Below are 21,349 nucleotides of genomic sequence, written 5' to 3' on the forward strand. Positions count from 1 at the left end.
TATTTTACTCGAAAAGTGTTGAAATTCCTACTACTATGCCTCCCTTTTCATGAAATGTTCACATAGTTCACCAAAAAACCTTACCCTTTAACCATATGAAATAGATGTGGGTAAGGTGTTTGTATCCATGTGTTAATTTGAGATTTTAGCATTGGCCATTATTCGAACGGTAGGTGCAATGATTAATCGTTTAATCTCGAGGTTATAGGTGAAATCATCCACTTTAAAGGTTTTATTCTCAATCGAAGAAAATAATAAGGAGTCACTATCGGCAATGGTTAATAAATCCTTTCCGATAATACCTTTAATTTCCTCCTTTACGAGACTTTCCAATTGATTTTGAAGCAATCTATCAATTTTTAGTTCTTCGGCATTTAGTATTTCCAGGTTGATTTCTTCTATCGTAATTTTTTGTTTGGATTTTTCATTTAACTCCTTTTTATCATTTTCTAATACTTCTATTCTATTTTCTGCATCTTGTAGTTGCTCCTTAAGATTACTGTTTTCTATAATTAATTTCTCATACATGGTTCCATACATGAAGATTACCATCCAATAAGAAATAAGACCTCCTAAAAACATCCCAACTAAGAAACGCTGCCAAGTTGGCTTTTTATGGTATCTAGGAATATGCATTACGTAATATCCTCCTGGATGAGCCACTCTATAATAATCATAGCAGTTTTTGCTCCTCCCATTGCCGATAAGATTAGCAGACCTTGTTTTAATACTTCAATAAAAGGACCTTCTAAAAATCCCTTTTGTAAGTTCTCAATAGCGTCAAATGTTCCACCAATTGCAGCAACGATAGCCCAAATTCCAAGTTTACGAGCAATCCGAGCCATTCCTGTAAATGGTGCTTCTCCAGTAGCGAATGCACCAATGCCACCAATAAGTGTTCCGCCAATTAGGACACCGAAAGCGATGAAGAAACATTGAATAAATTGTTCGAAAAAACGTTCTTCCATTTTGGTTACCCCTTAAGTTAAAAGTTACGTTCTATATATTCTATGAGAGATAAGGACGGGTTATGTTTGTTGATATACGAACAGATTGAAATTGGCTATAATAGATTTAGAGAAAGTTGAGGCGGGTTAGTATGTCATTTACACATTTACAAATTAAAACTGGATATAGTTTTTTTAATAGCACAATTACGGTAGATAGACTGATCAGAAAAGCGCTACAGTTGGATTTGAAAGCTTTAGCACTAACAGATGAGAATGTCTTACATGGGGTTATTCCGTTTTATAAGCAATGTGTAAAACATGGGATCAAACCTATTATCGGAATGACCGTAACTGTAGCAGAAGATGATAAACCGATGGATATCCTATTATTAGCAAAAAATAATACAGGCTATCGAAATTTAACGAGATTAAGTACTTTCATTCAACGAGATGAGCAAAATCCAATTAATCAAACAATGCTTGTTGAATATTTAGAGGAATTAATTGTCATTGTACCGGTCCATTCCAGTAAGGTAGAGCAATTAATTCGAAATGGTTCCTATGATCAAGTAGAGCAGTATGTTACATTTTGGAAGTCGAATGTTGGAGCGGAAGACTTCTACTTAGGTGTGGGAGACTATGGCTCCGAACTTGATAAGCAGTTGAATATGTTAGTTCGCGCCTACACTGAGCGATTCAATACGAAAGTAGTAGCAATTAATGATGTTCGGTATTTACAAGAAAAAGATGCCTATGCCTTTGATTGTTTACAGGCAATGAAACAAGGGAAAAACTGGTCTGTACAGGAAGCGGCTGTATCGATGCGAAACCATCATTTGCGATCTATAGCTGAAATGAAGCAATTATTTGCTGAGTGGCCAGAGGTCTTGGAGGAAACGAAACGAATTGAAGATCGATGTGATGTTACATTTAATTTTGAGGCAAGGATGATTCCAGCCTATCCGGTACCAGAGGGAACTACTGCACAAGAATACTTAGAACAGGTTTGTTGGGCTAATCTTCCAAATCGCTATTCCAATGTGACAGAGCAAATAAAAGCAAGGTTAAAACATGAACTATCGATTATTAAGAAGATGGAGTTCAGTGATTATTTCCTAATCGTTTGGGATTTTATTCAATACGCGAAGGAACAGCATATTATGGTTGGACCAGGTCGTGGTTCGTCAGCTGGTTCCTTAGTTGCTTATTCTTTAGGTATCACAGATGTTGATCCAATCCAATATAATTTGCTCTTTGAACGTTTCTTAAATCCGGAGCGAATTACCATGCCAGATATAGATATTGATTTCTCTGATTTACGACGTGATGAGGTAATTGCCTATGTTCGGGAGAAATATGGAGCAGAACATGTGGCTCAGATTATAACGTTTGGAACTTTTGCAGCACGTTCTTTAATTCGTGAGCTTGGAAAGACAATGGCAATTAATCAACAAGATATTTCTTTTGTTTTAAAACAAATCCCTAGTCAGGCTTCGGGTTCATTAGTACATATGATTAAGAATTCAAAGGAATTAACGAATTATGTACAGCAATCCGATAGTCTAAAGGAATTATTTAGAATTGCGACTGTTTTAGAAGGGCTCCCAAGACATACCTCTACCCATGCGGCAGGGGTGGTTATTAGTGACCAACCACTTGTGGAGCATGTACCATTAACAGTAGGTACAACAAATACGGCGCTCACGCAATATCCAATGGGAGATTTAGAGTCATTAGGACTGCTTAAGATGGACTTTTTAGGATTGAGGAATTTAACCTTGATTGAACGAATCGTCAAATCTATTCAGTATAAAGAGGATAAGAACTTCCGTCTAGATACCATACCAGAACATGATGCTCAAACCTTCCAGCTGTTAAAGCGTGGAAAGACGAATGGTATTTTCCAATTAGAATCAGACGGAATGAAGCAGGTTCTAGAGCAGTTAAAACCAAGTACATTTGATGATATTGTAGCGGTTAATGCGTTGTACCGTCCAGGACCGATGGATTTTATCCCAACCTATATAGAACGGAAGCACGGACGTAAAAAAACAACCTATCCACATCCAGATTTAGAGCCTATATTGAAGAGTACGTACGGTGTTTTAATTTATCAAGAGCAAATCATGCAAATTGCCCATCGGATTGCAGGCTTTTCATTAGGTGAAGCGGATGTACTAAGGCGTGCTGTTAGTAAAAAGAAACAGGATATAATGGATGAACAAGAAGTAGCATTTATTCGTGGATGTATAAAGAATGGGTATAGTAAGCAGATTGGTGAGGAAATCTTTAAATGGATTGTAAAGTTTTCAAATTATGGATTTCCGAAAAGCCACGCTGTTGCATACAGTAAAATATCGTATCAATTAGCCTATTTAAAAGCCCATTATCCGAAGCATTTTTATGCGGAACTATTGACATCTATTGGTAATCAGCATGATAAAATTCATATTTATATGAAAGAGATGAAAGAGCTAGGGATAACCATAGGTGTACCATCGATTAATCAGAGCTTTGGGCGGTTCACAGTAGAAAAAGATGGTGTAAGAATGGGGCTGCAATCTATCAAGGGTGTTGGAATCCAGGCGGTACAAGAAATAATTCAAGCAAGGAAGCAAGCTGGTGCCTTTAAGAACTTATTTGATTTTTGTTTACGGATTACCCCTAAAGTTGTTAATCGTGCAACATTGGAATCGTTAATATTAGCAGGTGCCTTTGATGAAGTGTATCCGAATCGAGCAAGTCTATTAGCAACGATTGACCAAGCAATTGAGTCTGCCGAGTTGTTCCGAGAATTCACCGATCAGCCAAGCTTGTTCCAGGAACAATTAGACCTGGAACCTAATTATGTCGAAATTGAAGACTTTAGCCAAATTAAGAAGCTGTCAGATGAGAAGGAGCTACTGGGAATCTATATTTCCAGTCACCCATTAATCCAGTACCGTGAAATGTTACGGGGGAATGGATATGTCACACTGCAACATTCCCAAGAGCTTGAAGGCAATAAACAAGTAAAAAGTGCGGTCATTATTCAAGCGATTAAAACAATCCGTACAAAACGTGGAGAGCCAATGGCTTTCATTACAATAACTGATGATACAGATGATATGGATGCGGTTGTCTTTCCGGAATTATATCGGATGAGTGGCCGATTTATAGAAGAAGAAGCGTTAGTATATATTTCTGGTAAGGTGGAAACCCGAAATGGAAAAAAACAATGGCTCCTTTCCACTATTGAACCATTTGCAGAAGGAAAATTATCCCAACCATTAAAATCAAGACTGTTTATTAAAACAACAGAGCAAACTAATAAGGATGCACTAGACGTTATTGAACAAATAGCAAAAATATACCCTGGATCAACACCGATTATTGTTTACCATGAAGAACAAAAGAAAACCTATCAATTAGCCAAAGACTACTTCTTAGATGTAAATAAGAATACGTTACGAGCACTGCATGATTTCTTTGGAGAAGCAAATGTTGTATACAGCAAGCAGTAAAATATTCGAAACTTTACAGTGTATAAGATTTTGTTATAATGTAATAGTTGAGTGGTCAGACCACTTGAAGCGGTATAAAGGAGCGAAATAATTGTGAACTTAAGAGATGAGGCACTGCAATTACACAAAGAGAACAAAGGTAAGCTAGAGACAGTTTCTAAAATACCTGTAACGAATGCAACAGAACTAAGTCTAGCTTATTCACCAGGAGTTGCTGAGCCGTGTAAGGAAATTCATGATCGAAAAGAAACAGTTTATGACTATACAATGAAAGGGAATATGGTTGCAGTTGTAAGCGATGGTTCTGCCGTATTAGGATTAGGTAATATTGGTCCTGAAGCGGCACTACCAGTTATGGAAGGTAAAGCCGTGTTATTTAAAAGCTTTGCTGGAGTAGACTCATTCCCAATTTGCTTAGATACACACGATGTAGATGATATAGTCAAAACTGTAAAATTAATGGAGCCAACCTTTGGTGGGGTTAATTTAGAGGATATTGCAGCACCGAACTGCTTTATTATTGAAGATAGACTAAGAAAAGAAACCAATATCCCAATCTTTCATGACGACCAACATGGTACCGCAATCGTTACAGTTGCAGGGCTAATTAATGCATTAAAACTAGTTGGTAAGAACTTTTCTGAAATCAAAGTAGTAGCAAATGGCGCAGGTGCTGCAGGTATTGCGATAGTGAAATTGTTATACCACTTTGGGGTTAGAGATATGATTATGTGTGACTCACGTGGTGCTATTTTTGAAGGGCGTTCTTACGGAATGAACGACGTGAAAGATGCGGTTGCGAAAATAACCAACATGGATAAAAAAGAAGGTTCTTTGGAAGAAATGGTTGAAGGTGCGGATGTCTTTATCGGAGTTTCCGTAGGTGGCGCATTGACACAAGATATGGTTCGTAAGATGAATACTGACCCTATTATCTTTGCTATGGCAAATCCAGATCCGGAAATATTACCGGAGGATGCGAAGGAAGCTGGAGCAAAAGTAATTGGAACAGGAAGATCTGACTTTCCTAACCAAGTAAATAATGTTCTTGCCTTTCCAGGGATATTCCGTGGTGCGCTAGATGTACGAGCTACTAGAATTAATGAAAAAATGAAAATTGCAGCAGCAGAGGCAATAGCTTCCTTAATTTCTAACGAAGAATTAAATGAGGATTATGTTATTCCTGCTCCTTTTGATGCAAGAGTAGCACCATTAGTTGCCAAAGAGGTAGCAAAAGCAGCAATGGATTCTGGCGTTGCGCGTATACAAGTTGACCCGGAAGAGATTGCAGAAAAGACGAGACGATTAGCTAAAATATAAGCTGTAGGTTTCCATAAGTTTATCAAAAAAGGGGTGAAACATGGGTGTCCATGTTACCAAATCGAAAGGTATACCATGGTGTTTTAGATGAGATTCAAAATTTCATTGTTGAGAACGATTTAAAGCCTGGTGATAAGCTACCTTCTGAAAGAGAATTATCGGAAAAACTACAAGCTGGTCGGTCTTCTATCCGAGAAGCCTTACGCGCTATGGAATTAATCGGTGTAATAGAAACGAGGCGTGGTGAAGGTACTTTTTTGAGCAAATATAGACCTTATCAAACCGTTGAATTATTATCATCATTTATTTTGAAGCAAACGACCAAAGAAGAACTTTTACTTGTAAAAATGCTATTGGAAAAGGAAGCGGCTAAGCTTGCTTATTTGCATATGGACGAGGAGAAAATAAATACTTTAAGCGTAATGATCGATAATCCCTCTTTGGATTCTAAGGAAAAACACTTTGCCTTTTTCTGTTACTTGATGGAGTTAACTAATAATCAATTGTTGATGCGTATATGGGGATTAATTGATGAATATTCGAAGAGTTTTACAGGGAATTATTCAAAGGATCTTTATTGTAATTTGATTAATGCTTATAAAACGAAAAACTATTCAGCTATAGAAAGTCTATTTAAAGAAGTGAAGGAATACGATTTTATGTAATCATCTATTTTTTTATTTATGTACGACAATTAATGACACCTTTTTAGGGTAGACTTGCTGTATAGTATGATAATATGTAGTTCTATTAATTTGAATAATATTACCTGTTTAAGGTTTGGAAGGTTTAATGATAAAGGGGGACTTACTTTGCTCAAAGATCTTTTTAATAAAAAGAAGAAATATGCTTCTATTCCAAGTGAGCAATCAAAAGTAGATATTCCTGAGGGACTTATGAAAAAATGTGAAAATTGTTATAAAATTTTCTATCGTAAAGAGTTATATAACAATTTAAATGTATGTCCTAATTGTGGACACCATCATCAATTGAATGCCTGGGAGCGTATCGATAGTTTATTTGATGCAGACTCATTTGTAGAATGGGATCAAGGAATGATTACGGCCAATCCATTAGATTTTCCAGATTATGAGAAAAAAATGGAAAGTGACCGGTCTAAAACAGGATTAAATGAAGCGGTTGTGACTGGTAAAGGAACCATTGACGGACAAGCTACTGCATTTGCTGTAATGGATGCTAGATTCAGAATGGGTAGCATGGGCTCTGTAGTAGGTGAAAAGATTGCTAGAGCTATTGAAAATGCTAAAAATGAATCGCTACCGTTTATCATATTTACAGCTTCTGGTGGTGCAAGAATGCAGGAGGGTGTTTTAAGCTTAATGCAAATGACCAAAACTTCTGTAGCCATCAGTCGTTTTTCGAAATCAGGTGGCTTAATGATTTCTGTCATGACTCATCCAACAACAGGAGGGGTTTCTGCTAGCTTTGCATCGTTAGGAGACTATAATTTTGCTGAGCCAGGTGCTTTAATAGGCTTTGCTGGTCGTCGTATTATTGAGCAGACAATTCGTGAAAAATTACCAGATGATTTTCAGACAGCAGAGTTTCAACTTAAACATGGTCAGTTAGATCAAGTTATCCATCGTCAGGACATGAAATATGTATTAGGAACACTTCTAAAGATGCATCAGAAGGGTGGGACTCCTAAATGAAGCAAATACTAGATTTTGAAAAACCAATTGTGAATTTAAAGGAAAAGATTGCAGAGCTTAAGAAATTTACAAGTGAGAGCGATATCGATTTAACAGAGGAGATTTCCACGCTAGAGAAACGATTAGCCGATTTAGAAAATGACATTTACGGTAATTTAAAGCCTTGGCAACGCGTTCAAATGGCTAGACATCAAGAGCGACCTACAACTCTTGATTATATTGCCGAATTGTTTACGGACTTTCTAGAGTTTCATGGGGATCGTACTTATGGGGATGATGAGGCAATTGTATCTGGAATTGCTTATTACAAAGACACTCCTATTACAGTAATAGGTCATCAGCGCGGGAAGGATACGAAAGAGAATATTCGTAGAAACTTCGGGATGCCGCATCCAGAGGGCTATCGAAAAGCACTACGCCATATGAAGCAAGCAGAGAAATTTAATCGTCCGATTATCTGCTTTATTGATACAAAGGGAGCCTATCCAGGAAAGGCAGCAGAAGAACGTGGTCAAAGTGAAGCCATTGCACGTAACTTAATGGAAATGGCTGGCATTACCGTTCCAATTATTTGTATTGTGATTGGTGAAGGTGGTAGTGGTGGTGCGTTAGCGCTTGGAGTAGGTGATAGAATTCATATGCTGGAGAACTCTACATACTCCGTTATTTCTCCTGAAGGTGCTGCTGCATTACTTTGGAAAGATGCAGGACTCGCACAAAAGGCTGCTGAGTCGATGAGAATTACCGCGCCTGATTTGTATAAGTTAGGTATTATTGATGAAATTATAGTGGAACCAAAAGGTGGCGCACACCGTGATATAAAACAGCAAGCTCGGAATATGGATGTTGTTATAGAAAAATCCCTTCAAGAACTTAAAGATTTATCAAAGGATGAATTATTAGAACAACGATGGGAAAAATATAAACAAATTGGCGAATTTACGGAACAGTAAAATAAAGGCTGTCTCGATTTGTGGGTAACCATTAAATCGGAGACATCCTTTTTTATTGTTGGTGATTAGTATAACGTATTTGTAATGTGTTTTACTTATTGAAGCGTATGGAAACATTAAGTAAAGCATATTTAAAATAACTTGTAAATTTCGGTGTTTTTAATTGATATTTTAGGATTTTAGCCGTATCTTTTAAATGAGGCAAGCAGATCAGCTGGATCTTTTCACTCTAATCTAACCGTACTAATTCGAGTTTTCAAGCGCATACTAAAAGTGACAATATAAGTAGAGGTGGAAAATATGAAAAGACTTGGAGTATTAACTAGTGGGGGAGATGCACCTGGTATGAATGCAGCCATCCGTGCTGTTGTACGTAAATGTATTTACCATGGTGTTGAGATATATGGAATTAAGAATGGCTATCAAGGGTTAATCGAAGGTAACATTGAAAAGATGGATGTTGGATCGGTTGGTGATATTATTCAACGTGGTGGTACAACACTCTATACAGCAAGAAGCCTTGAGTTTAAAACGGAAGAAGGCCAAAGGAAAGGTATTGAGCAACTTAAAAAGTTTGGTATTGAAGGCTTAATTGTGATCGGTGGAGACGGAAGTTTTCGTGGGGCGCAAAAGTTAACGGAAAAAGGTTATCCGTGTATCGGTGTTCCAGGTACGATTGATAATGATATTCCAGGAACTGATTTTACGATTGGCTTCGACACAGCACTTAATACCATTATTGAAGCAATTGATAAAATTCGTGATACTGCTACTTCTCATGAACGTACATATGTTGTTGAGGTAATGGGGAGAGATGCTGGTGATTTAGCTCTATGGGCTGGTCTAGCAGATGGAGCAGAAAGTATCTTAATCCCAGAGAAAAAAGATGACCTAAAGGAAGTTATTTCCCGTTTGAAACGCGGTGTAGAACGCGGTAAGAGACATAGTATTATAATTGTAGCTGAAGGTGTAGGTAGTGCGTTTGATTACAGTGAGCAGATTAAAAAGGAAACTAACCTAGAAACGAGAGTAACGGTTCTTGGTCATATTCAACGTGGTGGTTCCCCAACAGCGAATGACCGAGTACTAGCAAGTCGGTTAGGTGCTAAAGCAGTAGAATTATTGCTAGACGGTAAAGCAGGTAGAATGGTTGGTATTCAAAATAACAAACTAGTCGATCATGATATTACCGAAATCTTAAAAGAGACACACTCCATTGACGAAGAAATGTATCAATTATCGAAGGAATTATCGATATAATTAGTAGGAGGATTTTAAAATGAGAAGAACAAAAATAGTATGTACAATCGGACCAGCTTCCGAATCTGTCGAAACATTAGTAGAGTTAATTAATGCTGGGATGAATGTTGCTCGTCTGAACTTTTCCCACGGGGATTATGAAGAACATGGTGCACGTATAAAAAATATTAGAGAAGCTGCCAAACAAACTGGTAAAACGGTTGCTATTCTATTAGATACGAAAGGACCTGAAATAAGAACAGGTACATTTAAAGATGGCCAAGCAGAATTAGTTCAAGGAAATACAGTGTATATTTCGATGAACGAGGTAGAAGGAACAGCGGAGCGCTTTTCTATTACGTACCCAGGTTTAATTGATGATGTTCAGGTTGGTTCCAAAATTTTATTAGATGATGGTCTTATTGAATTACAAGTAGAGGAAATCGACCGCCAAAATAAAGAATTAAAAACTGTAGCACTTAACTCTGGATTAATTAAAAATAAAAAAGGTGTAAACGTACCAAATGTAGCGGTTAATCTACCAGGTATTACGGATAAAGATGCGAAGGATATCGAATTTGGTATCGAACAAGATGTAGATTTTATTGCAGCATCTTTTGTTCGCAGACCTTCTGACATTCTTGAGATTAAAGAATTATTGGAAAAACACAATGCAGCTCATATTCAAATCATTCCTAAAATCGAAAACCAAGAGGGTGTAGATAATATTGATAGCATCCTTGAAGTTAGTGATGGGCTAATGGTAGCGCGTGGGGATTTAGGTGTGGAAATTCCAGCTGAAGATGTACCTCTAGTACAGAAAAAATTAATTAGAAAATGTAATACGGCAGGAAAGCCTGTTATTACAGCTACTCAAATGCTTGATTCCATGCAACGTAATCCACGCCCTACAAGAGCAGAAGCATCAGACGTAGCAAACGCCATCTTTGATGGTACGGATGCCATTATGCTTTCTGGTGAAACAGCGGCGGGTAATTATCCAGTTGAATCCGTTCAAACTATGAATAACATTGCTGAGAAAACAGAAACAGCATTAGATCATCAATCAATTCTAAAAAATCGTAGTGAATCTGTTGATATGACGATAACAGATGCTATTAGTCAGTCCGTTACGCATACTGCAATGAATCTATCTGTAAGTGCAATTATTACTCCTACAGAAAGTGGACATACGGCACGTATGATTGCTAAATACCGACCAAAAGCACCGATTATTGCCGTAACGTATAGTGACCGTGTTAATCGTCAGCTTTCATTAGTATGGGGAGTTCTTCCAATTACAGGTGAAAAAGCCGGCTCTACAGATGAAATGCTTGACGTTGCAATTGATCTTGGCCTACAAGCTAACCTATTAAAACGTGGTGATCGTGTTGTGATTACGGCTGGTGTTCCGGTTGGAGAGACTGGCACAACAAACATCATGAAAGTCCATATTATTGGCGATGTTGTAGCAAAAGGACAAGGTATCGGAAAGAAAAGTGCATATGGAAAAGCGGTAATTGTTAAAAATACCGAAGAAGCACTTCAAAAAGTACATGAAGGTGATATCATCGTAACCTACGGAACAGATCGTGAAATGATGCCTGCCATTGAAAAAGCTGCTGGTATTATAACACTAGAAGGTGGACTTACTTCCCATGCTGCTGTAGTAGGATTAAGCTTAGGTATACCGGTTATCGTAGGAGTAGATAATGCATTCGATCTACTTAAAGATGGTGAAGATATCACAATCGACAGTACGAAGGGTGACATTTACCGAGGTCATGCTGGCGTACTATAGGACAAATTAAAGAGGCTAGGACATAAGGATTAATCTTAAAGTAAAAACCGAATGATGAGCTAGTATCGTGTATCATTCGGTTTTACATTTATTTCTTTTAGTTATGTCCCATCCTCTTTTTTCCTATCTTAATATACGAAAGGAAGATATGGATGAGATGGTTATTGCTAGCTTTTTTGATTATTTCCGCTGCTGAAATAGGTGTTTTAGTATGGGCTGGAAGCTTAATTGGCCCATGGTGGGTAGTTGTCATTATTTTATTAACAGGATTTATTGGTGTCTCTCTAGCAAAAAGAGAAGGTCTTGAAACCTGGAAACGCGCACAATATTCCATGCAGTATGGTCAAGTGCCGGCTAAAGAACTATTAGATGGTATATGTATATTAATTGGTGGAGTATTTTTATTTTCCCCAGGTTTTATAACAGATATTGCAGGATTTATTTTAGTATTACCGCAAACGAGAAAGTACTTTAAATTAATGCTCGGTAGATTGATAAAAAAACTAATTGATAACAAGACAATCATTATTAATCGAAGATAGTAGCTATCCTTTTATAAATTGAATCATTTTCGTGAAAATTCCAGATTGGTAGAGCACATATATTGTAATCAAAATGATTGGTGCAAATAATACACCACCAAAGCCCCAAATTTGTATCGTGACAAACAAGATCATTAGGCTAACCAATGGATTAATTCCGATACTAGCTGATAGAATTTTAGGTTCTATAAATTGTCTTGTAATAATAACGGTCATGTAAAGAATACTAAGCGGTATAGTATTTGAATAATCCCCGGTTAAAAAAGCGTATATAATCCATGGAACAAAAATAACCCCAGTTCCAATGACAGGAAGTAAGTCAACAAGTGCGGCAATGGCGGCAATCGTTAAGGCATGTTCACTTCCAATAATGAGTAATCCAATATAAATAATCAAAGCAGATATGAATATGAGAATAAATTGTGCGCGTAGATACCCTGTAAAAGCCTTTTTGATTCCTTTCTGTAAATCATAGATAAAGGAAAGAATATTCGTTGGAAGCAGTTTCGTTAATAGATTTGTTATATTATGCCAATCGTTTACAATCATAAAGGTTGCAAGTACAATAAAAATAAAAATAGTCAAGGAACCTGGAAATTTGCTGACTACTTCTGGGATTTGAACAAGAATAGATTGAAGAAATATCGTTCCACTATTAGCTAGGTTCTCGAGAAAATTTACTAAATTTTCTTGAATCGCTGTTTGTTGTGATTCATCTAATGCTTCAAAATAGGAAGCAATAGTTTGATAGAGTGGTAAAATACGATCATTGATCATATTTTCCATTAATTCAATAAATGACTGGAAGTAAATCGGTAATTTTTCCATTAAATAAATGGTACCTTGTATAACCTCGTTCACAATCACAGCAACAATCCCAATAAAAAATAGAAAAATCGTGATGATAACGACTAAGGTTGCTACGGTTCTAGGTAGCTTCCATTTGGCTTCAATGAAAGATACCAATGGGCTAAGAAATGCTGCGATAATAAATGCTATTAAAAAGGGATAAATATAACCAATCGTCATTTTTATACTAAAGAATATGATGAACAGAATTGCTAGAAGAAAGACTCCTCTGAGAATTGGATCCAATAATTGCTTGTACAATTTTAACGACCCCATTTATATAAATATATCTATCTAACTATATGTTAGAAAAACTAAGAATATTAATCGTTATCGAAGGAACAGAGTAGTTTGCTGAAAGCTTTACAATAATCGTCGTTATTAGGTAAACAATATTCTTATAATAATTATTTGTAGAAATTTAAACGGTTTCATTTCACATTGCTTTCAAAATACTTTATAATTGGTTTTGGGGATGACAATATCCGATTGTTTTACTAGGGAATTGTCTAAATAATTTAACATTATTTTTCGCTTAATGTTAGAACAATATAGAAAAAGGAGAGGGTTTTATCTATGACAGCAACGAAAGGTCTTGAAGGGGTTGTAGCAACACAATCATCAATTAGTTCTATCATTGATGACCAACTAACTTACGTAGGTTACAAGATTGATGATTTAGCAGAGAATTCAAGCTTTGAAGAAGTAGTTTATTTATTATGGAATTTGAAACTACCGACAATCGCTGAATTAGAAGCCTTTAAAAAAGAACTTGCCGATAATATGGAAGTTCCAGAAGCAGTATTAGATCATTTGCGCTCTTATGATTTGTCTAAAGTACATCCTATGGCAGCATTAAGAACATCTATTTCCCTACTAGGTTTATACGATGAAGAAGCAGATGTAATGGAAGAAGAAGCTAATCGACGTAAGGCAGTTCGTATACAAGCTAAGATTGCAACAATCGTGGCAGCTTTTTCGCGAATAAGACAAGGTAAAGACCCTGTTAAACCATTAAAAGATGTAAGCTATGCAGAAAACTTTTTATATATGTTAAATGGCGAAAAACCAAATGAAATAGAAATCGAAGCAATTAATAAAGCGTTAGTATTACATGCTGATCACGAACTCAATGCATCTACATTCACTGCTAGAGTTTGTGTTGCAACACTATCTGATATGTATTCTGGTATTACTGCTGCAATTGGCGCATTAAAAGGTCCATTGCATGGTGGGGCTAATGAGCGTGTGATGAAAATGCTAACGGAAATCGGTACAGAAGAGAATGCTATCCCGTATATTAAAGAAAAATTAGCAAACAAAGAAAAAATCATGGGTATGGGACACCGCGTTTATCGCAATGGTGATCCTAGAGCTAAGCATCTACAAAAGATGTCTAAAGAATTGACAGCCCTTACTGGTCAAGAAAAATGGTATAATATGTCTGTAGCAATCGAGGACTATATTAAACAAGAAAAAGGTTTACCAGCAAACGTAGATTTCTATTCTGCTTCGATGTATCATAGTTTAGGGATTGATCATGATTTATTTACACCAATTTTCGCTATGAGCCGTGTATCTGGTTGGGCTGCACATATATTAGAACAATATTCGAATAATCGTTTAATTCGTCCACGTGCAGAATATGTGGGACCGAATACCCAACAATATATCCCACTTGAAAATCGTTAAGCAATATACTATGAATCTCGTTAGTAATAATAGCCGGTAGCCCCGGCTATTATTCCGATAAGCTACTAGAAAACTAGGAGGAATTATTTATGACACAAGGAGAAAAAATTGTAGTAGAGAATGGTAAATTAAATGTACCAAACCAACCTGTCATTCCATTTATCGAAGGAGACGGTACTGGTCCTGATATTTGGGCAGCAGCTAGTCGAGTATTAGAAGCAGCAGTAGAAAAAGCGTATAATGGTACAAAGAAAATTGAATGGTTAGAGGTTTATGCTGGTGAAAAAGCGTTCAATAAAACTGGTGAATGGTTACCACAAGAAACTCTAGATAAAATTGATGAGTACAAAATTGCTATCAAAGGTCCACTTACTACACCAATTGGTGGAGGAATTCGTTCTTTAAACGTTGCATTACGTCAAGAGCTAGATCTATTCACTTGCCTACGTCCAGTACGTTATTTCGAAGGAGTGCCATCTCCAGTTAAACGTCCTGAAGATGTAGATATGGTAATCTTCCGTGAAAACACAGAAGATATTTATGCTGGTATTGAATGGCAAAAGGGCTCTGACGAAGTGAAGAAAGTAATTGACTTCCTAAAAAATGAAATGGGAGTACATAAAATTCGCTTCCCTGAAACATCTGGTATTGGTATTAAACCAGTTTCAGAGGAAGGTACAAAACGTCTTGTACGTGCAGCTATCGAGTATGCTTTAAATGAAGGACGTAAAAGTGTGACATTAGTTCACAAAGGCAATATCATGAAGTTTACAGAAGGTGCCTTTAAAGGTTGGGGATATGAAGTTGCTGAAGAAGAGTTCGGTGATAAAGTATTCACATGGGCACAATATGATCGTATTGTGGAAGAACAAGGTAAAGATGCTGCAAATAAAGCACAAGATGAAGCAGTTGCTCAAGGTAAGATAATTGTTAAAGATGCCATTGCGGATATCTTCTTACAACAAGTTCTTACTCGTCCAACAGAATTTGATGTTGTGGCAACGATGAACCTTAATGGAGATTACATCTCTGATGCGCTTGCTGCACAAGTTGGTGGTATAGGGATTGCACCTGGAGCAAACATTAACTATAATACAGGTCATGCTATTTTCGAGGCAACACATGGTACTGCACCTAAATATGCTGGCTTAGATAAAGTGAATCCATCTTCTGTTATCCTTTCTGGTGTATTAATGCTTGAACATCTTGGATGGAGAGAAGCAGCTGATTTAATTACGAAGGCAATGGACAAAACAATTGCTTCTAAAGTTGTAACCTATGACTTTGCTCGTCTAATGGAAGGCGCTACAGAAGTGAAATGTTCTGAGTTTGCCAATGAATTAATTAAAAACATGGACTAGTTAACATCAAGGAGGCATAACAAATGGGAAACAAGCGCAAAAAAGTATCAGTAATAGGATCAGGATTTACCGGTACGACAACCGCATTGATGCTTGCTCAAAAAGAGATTGGGGATATTGTTCTAGTAGATATACCTAATATGGAGAATCCAACAAAGGGTAAAGCACTTGATATGCTAGAAGCAAGCCCAGTACAAGGTTTTGATGCGAATATTATCGGAACGTCTAATTATGAGGATACGAGGGATTCAGATTTAGTAATAATCACGGCCGGTATTGCTAGGAAGCCTGGCATGAGTAGAGATGACTTAGTCAATACCAACGCTAAAATAATGAAATCTGTCACGCAAGAGATTGTGAAGTACTCGAAAGATACGATAATCATCGTGCTAACAAATCCTGTTGATGCGATGACCTATACGGTATTTAAAGAGTCTGGCTTCCCGAAAGAACGAGTTATCGGTCAATCAGGAGTATTAGACACAGCTCGTTTCCGTACATTTGTTGCCAAGGAGTTAAATTTATCCGTTAAAGATATTACTGGTTTTGTGTTAGGCGGCCATGGTGATGATATGGTACCACTAATTCGGTACTCCTATGCGGGTGGAATTCCGCTAGAAAAGTTACTACCTAAGGATCGATTAGATGAAATTGTACAACGCACTCGTACTGGTGGTGGTGAAATCGTCAACCTTTTAGGTAATGGAAGTGCCTATTATGCACCTGCAGCATCTTTAACAGTTATGGCAGAGGCTATCCTAAAAGACCAACGCCGCGTACTACCATCCATCGCTTACTTAGAGGGTGAATATGGATACAACGATATTTACTTAGGTGTTCCGACCATTCTAGGTGGAAATGGAATTGAACAGATCATCGAATTAGATCTAACGGAAGATGAAAAAGCGGCTTTAGATAAATCAGCTAATTCCGTTAAACAGGTTTTAGAGGTATTACAATAAATGAGAAGGAGAGCTTCATTCTACGCGAATGGAGCTCTTTTTTAATATTCTGGAAGCTTAGAACACTTATCAAGGAACCATCAGCTTTGTTACCGATGATCAAACCTATACGGAACGTTATGCAGAGATGAAATTTGCTATTGACCGAGTAAAAAGGATAATAAAACAAGATATGTTCTATGTTTTTATGGTAATGTATTAGTAGGGTGTTTTAATCCATATAAATGATTAGAGTATCCTTTAACAGCATTGTGTAAAGATTTATTTACAATAGCTATCCATTATTTAATTTATAACGATTTCATTGTAATATTAAGATAAGGTAAATGGTAGCATAGAAGAAATGGGGAATTGATATCATGAATGAACATGTTCTTATTGTAGATGATGAAATGTCTATCGTAACATTACTAAAATTCAATCTCGAGAAAGCTGGATTCACAACGGATGTTGCCTATGACGGACTGGAAGTAATTCGGAAAGCGGATAAGAATACATATGATTTTATTATTCTTGATTTAATGCTTCCAGAAATGGATGGCATTGAAGTCTGTAAGCATTTAAGAAGAAATCATATTGATACACCCGTTTTAATGTTAACTGCTAGAGATGAAGAGTTCGATAAAGTACTAGGATTAGAAATAGGTGCGGATGATTATTTAACTAAGCCATTTAGTCCAAAGGAAGTAATTGCTAGAATTAAAGCAATCTTAAGACGGACCAATGTTTCTGTAACGAGTAATGTGAAAAATATAAAAGTAGGAGAATTAACGATTTTCCCTGAGCGATATGAAGCAGAGAAGAATAATCAGGTACTTAGTTTTACACGAAAAGAATTTGAGTTATTACATTATTTAGCAACACACAAGGATAAAGTGTTATCAAGAGATCAATTATTATCTGCTGTTTGGGATTATGATTTTGTTGGAGATACTCGTATTGTTGATGTTCATGTTAGTCATCTAAGAGAAAAAATTGAGCCCAATACGAAAAAGCCGATTTACATTAAAACAATTCGTGGGTTGGGTTATAAAATGGAGGATCCAACGTGAGGTTTTTGTCCTTAAAACCAGTACTACGCTACGCGTTAATTATCTTATTCATTGTGGTCGCAACAGGTGTAGTATTTAGCTTTTTTATGAGCAATTATATTGTGTTATTGTTAGTACTTTTAACAGAATTTATCGTTCTCATGATGATGCTGCATTATGTATTTGATAAATATGTTAAACCAATTCAGAAGGCCACCAATACGTTAGATGAATTAGTGAAAGGTAATTTTCGTGCGAGAATGCATCATCCAGTTTCTGGTAGTATGGCGTCCTTATTGATGCAAATTAATAAACTTGCCAGAAGTCTCAGTGAACTGTCCATTAATGAGAAGATGCAAGCAGAACAATTAACGACTGTAATAGAAAATATTCAAAGTGGATTAATCCTAATTGATGAAAAAGGCTATATTCATTTAGTCAATAGAAATTTCCTAGGTCTCTTTAGTAACAAGAAGGAACGAGATTATATTGGATATTTGTATTATGATGTATTAGATCATGAGAAAATCCATAAAACGATTCAACAGACCTTTTTGTATGAAGAAAAGGTGAAGGATTCCCTTATTATAGAAAATGGTCATAAGCAATATTTTGAAATTATTGGTGCACCTATCTTTAATGAGAAGAACATGTTAAAGGGTGCAGTTATTGTATTATATGACATTACCGAACTGAAAAAACTAGAAGCAATGCGTAAAGATTTTGTTGCAAATGTATCACATGAGTTAAAAACTCCAATTACTTCTATAAGAGGCTTTGCGGAGACATTACTGGATGATAACAATTTACAGGATGTGGATACAGCAAAACAATTTTTAAGTATTATTAATGAAGAAAGTAAACGACTACAGATGTTAATTCAAGACCTATTATCTTTATCGAAGCTAGAAAAGGATGATTCCAAAATAGAATTAGCGACAGTGCGCTTCTCTGAATTAGTTGATGAAGTAATGCCAGTTATAAGTCAACAAGCTGAAAATAATGGAATAACACTTCATGTTGGAAGTGGAGATAATATTGAATTTAAAGCGGAGCATTCTGGCGTGAAGCAGGTTATGATTAACCTCTTAGTAAATGCCATTAGTTACACGCCAAAGGGTGGAAGTGTAGCATTATTAGCAGAGGAACAAGAGGAATATATTCATTTGCAGGTAAGCGATACTGGTATCGGAATACCTAAAGAATCACTGCCAAGAATATTTGAACGCTTCTATCGCGTCGATAAAGCTAGAAGTAGAAATACTGGCGGAACGGGACTTGGCCTAGCAATAGTCAAACATATTGTAGAACTCCATCAAGGAAAAATAGAAGTAGAAAGTGAAGTAAATGAAGGAACGACTTTCCATGTGTACTTTCCGAAGCGATAATGCAAATACCCCAGATAAATAGATTTGGTCTATTTATCTGGGGTATTTTGTTAAGAGAGACCAGATTTTAGATGATTAGAGAGGGAATAACTTTCAATACCTCCTATTATGATTGAAAACCGCAATGAATATTTATCAGACTGATACCAGAAGTACGGATAAGCATATTGCTGGAATGGGTAGATGGCAAACTAGAACAATATAGTCTTATACCTCATAAATATCTGGACGCCTATCCTGAAGAATAGGAATAGTATTTCGCACTTGATGAACTTGATTAAGATCAATGTCTGCATGGATAATTGTTTCTTCTTCTCCAGCCTCAGCTATAATTTCTCCCCATGGGCCAATAATCATAGAGTGACCACCGAACACATTGTTAGGATCGGAGCCAACACGATTACAAGCAACAACAAAGCATTGATTTTCAATAGCACGACTAATTAGAAGTGCCCTCCAATGATCAATCCTGACTTTTGGCCATTCGGCTACTACGTAGAGAATTTTGCTATCATTTAACATGTGAGTCCGAACCCATTCTGGGAATCGAATATCATAGCATATAATCCCAGCGCTTTGATAGCCTGCAAGTTCAAAATTACCGTTACCATTACCTTCAATAAGATGTTTATCTTCATCCATCAAGCGAAATAAATGGGCTTTATTATATTCTTTTACAAGCTGACCATCTTGGTTTACGACGAAAAGTGTATTGGTAAAGCTATCATTTACTTTTTTGGCAATCGAGCCCGCAATGATATTGGTTTGGTATTGTTTGGCAAGCTTAGATATGAACCCAATGGACTCTTTGCCATCATCAGCTAATTGATGTAAGCGAGTTAAATCATATCCTGTCGTCCATAACTCTGGCAATAATACAACATCAGCGTTATTGGCTTTGAATTCTTTAAATAACTGTGTCACACGCTCATAATTAGCTTGAGGATTACCAAATGTAATATCCATTTGGATTAATGATATAGTTAATCCCATTATACCACCCCTACCTATTTAATTTTTCGACAGTGCGTATAGCGGCTTCTACTGTCGCAGGGTCAGAAACGCCCATAAGATGAATGGATTCACCAGGTTTGGTTGCACCCTGTGCAATAGTTTTAATTGCTTCTTCCTGGTTGCTTACTATACCTAATTCTGCAAGAGAAGTAGGCAATTTTAGCTTTTTGTAATATGGAAGTAAAAATGAAATCTCATCTAATCGTTCTTCCAATGCTAATTGGGTCAATACACCAAAGGCAACTTTATCCCCATGCAAATGTTGGTGGGTCTCATGGATGAGAGTAAGGGCATTATGTATCGAATGAGCACCTGATATTCTACCGTAATGATCGCCATACCCACCGACCATTCCACCTGCCATGATGATTGTTTCGGTGACTCGTACTAGTTCTGGTGTTATTTTATGTGCCAAAATGGCCTCAATTGCATTGTCACCGTTTTCAAGTAGTACATCTCTGCATAAGCGAGCAGCGTGTAGTGCGATATCTACTGCAAGCGGCTTTGGTGTAAGCTTACGTGTTAAAACATCTGCTTCATACCATTTCGCTATGGTATCCCCAATACCTGCACGTAGATATGCAACTGGAGAATCGACTATAATTCTAGGATCAAGTAACACCATGTACGTGCTTTGTGGAAAAACGATATACTCTTTAAAGTTACCTTTTGTATCATAGAAGACACTTAACGGTGTCCAAGCAGCACAATTTGATGCTAGCGTAGGGATGAGGATTACTGGTAAGTTTACTTTTGCACCTGTTGCTTTGGCGATATCTAGTATCTTGCCACCACCAACCCCAATAATGACATCGGTTTCTATATCATTTGTAACACGTGCGATTCTATCAACTTCTTCATGGGTGCAATCCCCCTGATAATTTATATAAGTTGCTGGTTGTGTTAGCTCGAAATAAGGATTTGCTGCTTTCCAAGAAGCATTTCCGTGTATTACAGTTGGATGATAAAACTGATGCTCATCTAGTAGACTTGATATTTGGTCAAGCACACCTTCATAACCTAAATATAAATTTGGTGAACCTTTTACATGAATGGCCTGCATCTTTTTCT

The 21,349-nt window shown here is 36.8% G+C and carries 18 protein-coding genes; 13 read left to right on the forward strand and 5 right to left on the reverse strand.

The genetic code is table 11. The annotated features are described in order from the left end of the window. Nucleotides 1–132 precede the first annotated feature (132 nt). Together ytrI and MKY78_RS16815 are read right to left on the reverse strand one after the other, a co-directional pair. Nucleotides 133–636: a sporulation membrane protein YtrI gene (gene ytrI / locus MKY78_RS16810; RefSeq protein WP_339214335.1), complete on the reverse strand. Its 504-nt coding sequence runs from the start codon at nt 634–636 to the stop codon at nt 133–135. Beyond that, nucleotides 636–968, reverse strand: a complete 333-nt coding sequence (locus MKY78_RS16815) for a YtrH family sporulation protein (RefSeq protein WP_339214337.1) — start codon at nt 966–968, stop codon at nt 636–638. Before MKY78_RS16815 ends, ytrI begins: the two co-directional genes overlap by 1 nt. A gap of 131 nt (nt 969–1,099) precedes the next feature. On the opposite strand from MKY78_RS16815, the gene dnaE reads away from it, so the two are divergent. The 8 genes from dnaE to MKY78_RS16855 all read left to right on the forward strand — a co-directional run bounded on the left by dnaE (nt 1,100) and on the right by MKY78_RS16855 (nt 11,981). After that, entirely contained in the window at nt 1,100–4,453 is a 3,354-nt protein-coding gene (dnaE, locus tag MKY78_RS16820; protein WP_339214339.1) for a DNA polymerase III subunit alpha, read from the forward strand. A gap of 90 nt (nt 4,454–4,543) precedes the next feature. Beyond that, on the forward strand, nt 4,544–5,773 hold the full coding sequence (locus MKY78_RS16825) for a malic enzyme-like NAD(P)-binding protein (RefSeq protein ID WP_339217938.1): 1,230 nt from the start codon (nt 4,544–4,546) through the stop codon (nt 5,771–5,773). A gap of 50 nt (nt 5,774–5,823) precedes the next feature. Beyond that, nucleotides 5,824–6,438: a GntR family transcriptional regulator gene (locus tag MKY78_RS16830; protein WP_339217940.1), complete on the forward strand. Its 615-nt coding sequence runs from the start codon at nt 5,824–5,826 to the stop codon at nt 6,436–6,438. 147 nt (nt 6,439–6,585) lie between these two features. Beyond that, nucleotides 6,586–7,446, forward strand: coding sequence for an acetyl-CoA carboxylase, carboxyltransferase subunit beta (accD, locus tag MKY78_RS16835; protein ID WP_339214341.1), 861 nt, complete (start codon nt 6,586–6,588; stop codon nt 7,444–7,446). Next, on the forward strand, nt 7,443–8,399 hold the full coding sequence (gene accA / locus MKY78_RS16840) for an acetyl-CoA carboxylase carboxyl transferase subunit alpha (protein WP_339214342.1): 957 nt from the start codon (nt 7,443–7,445) through the stop codon (nt 8,397–8,399). The genes accD and accA overlap by 4 nt, the downstream gene beginning before the upstream one ends. Nucleotides 8,400–8,699: 300 nt before the next feature. Further along, nucleotides 8,700–9,659 (forward strand): 6-phosphofructokinase, encoded by a 960-nt coding sequence (gene pfkA / locus MKY78_RS16845; RefSeq protein WP_339214344.1) that lies wholly within the window; start codon nt 8,700–8,702, stop codon nt 9,657–9,659. Between the two features lie 19 nt (nt 9,660–9,678). Next, nucleotides 9,679–11,439: a pyruvate kinase gene (gene pyk / locus MKY78_RS16850; RefSeq protein ID WP_339214346.1), complete on the forward strand. Its 1,761-nt coding sequence runs from the start codon at nt 9,679–9,681 to the stop codon at nt 11,437–11,439. Between the two features lie 152 nt (nt 11,440–11,591). Beyond that, the gene (locus MKY78_RS16855) at nt 11,592–11,981 is read left to right on the forward strand and encodes an FxsA family protein (RefSeq protein WP_339214348.1); all 390 of its coding nucleotides are present in this window, start codon (nt 11,592–11,594) and stop codon (nt 11,979–11,981) included. A gap of 3 nt (nt 11,982–11,984) precedes the next feature. On the opposite strand, the gene ytvI is transcribed toward MKY78_RS16855, so the two are convergent. Next, the gene (ytvI, locus tag MKY78_RS16860; protein ID WP_339214350.1) at nt 11,985–13,091 is read right to left on the reverse strand and encodes a sporulation integral membrane protein YtvI; all 1,107 of its coding nucleotides are present in this window, start codon (nt 13,089–13,091) and stop codon (nt 11,985–11,987) included. A 315-nt stretch (nt 13,092–13,406) separates the two neighbouring features. On the opposite strand from ytvI, the gene citZ reads away from it, so the two are divergent. From citZ to MKY78_RS16885, 5 genes are all read left to right on the forward strand, one after another. Beyond that, nucleotides 13,407–14,522: a citrate synthase gene (citZ, locus tag MKY78_RS16865; protein ID WP_339214352.1), complete on the forward strand. Its 1,116-nt coding sequence runs from the start codon at nt 13,407–13,409 to the stop codon at nt 14,520–14,522. Nucleotides 14,523–14,611: 89 nt separating this feature from the next. Next, nucleotides 14,612–15,883 carry an NADP-dependent isocitrate dehydrogenase gene (gene icd, locus MKY78_RS16870; RefSeq protein WP_339214354.1) on the forward strand — a complete coding sequence of 424 codons (1,272 nt, stop codon included), beginning with the start codon at nt 14,612–14,614 and terminating at the stop codon, nt 15,881–15,883. Between the two features lie 23 nt (nt 15,884–15,906). Continuing rightward, the gene (gene mdh, locus MKY78_RS16875; protein WP_339214355.1) at nt 15,907–16,845 is read left to right on the forward strand and encodes a malate dehydrogenase; all 939 of its coding nucleotides are present in this window, start codon (nt 15,907–15,909) and stop codon (nt 16,843–16,845) included. Nucleotides 16,846–17,204: 359 nt separating this feature from the next. Next, nucleotides 17,205–17,897: a response regulator transcription factor gene (locus MKY78_RS16880; protein ID WP_339214357.1), complete on the forward strand. Its 693-nt coding sequence runs from the start codon at nt 17,205–17,207 to the stop codon at nt 17,895–17,897. Next, the gene (locus MKY78_RS16885) at nt 17,894–19,264 is read left to right on the forward strand and encodes an ATP-binding protein (protein WP_339214358.1); all 1,371 of its coding nucleotides are present in this window, start codon (nt 17,894–17,896) and stop codon (nt 19,262–19,264) included. The genes MKY78_RS16880 and MKY78_RS16885 overlap by 4 nt, the downstream gene beginning before the upstream one ends. Nucleotides 19,265–19,471: 207 nt before the next feature. Here the strand turns inward: MKY78_RS16885 and MKY78_RS16890 are convergent, their stop codons facing one another. Together MKY78_RS16890 and MKY78_RS16895 are read right to left on the reverse strand one after the other, a co-directional pair. Beyond that, the gene (locus MKY78_RS16890; RefSeq protein ID WP_339214359.1) at nt 19,472–20,257 is read right to left on the reverse strand and encodes a carbon-nitrogen family hydrolase; all 786 of its coding nucleotides are present in this window, start codon (nt 20,255–20,257) and stop codon (nt 19,472–19,474) included. A 10-nt stretch (nt 20,258–20,267) separates the two neighbouring features. Next, a complete protein-coding gene (locus MKY78_RS16895) occupies nt 20,268–21,341 on the reverse strand; it encodes an iron-containing alcohol dehydrogenase family protein (RefSeq protein ID WP_339214360.1) in 1,074 nt (357 codons plus the stop codon). Between the last annotated feature and the right edge of the window lie 8 nt (nt 21,342–21,349).

Source organism: Ornithinibacillus sp. FSL M8-0202 (genome assembly GCF_037975285.1).
In the GTDB taxonomy this organism is placed as follows: domain Bacteria; phylum Bacillota; class Bacilli; order Bacillales; family Amphibacillaceae; genus Ornithinibacillus; species Ornithinibacillus massiliensis.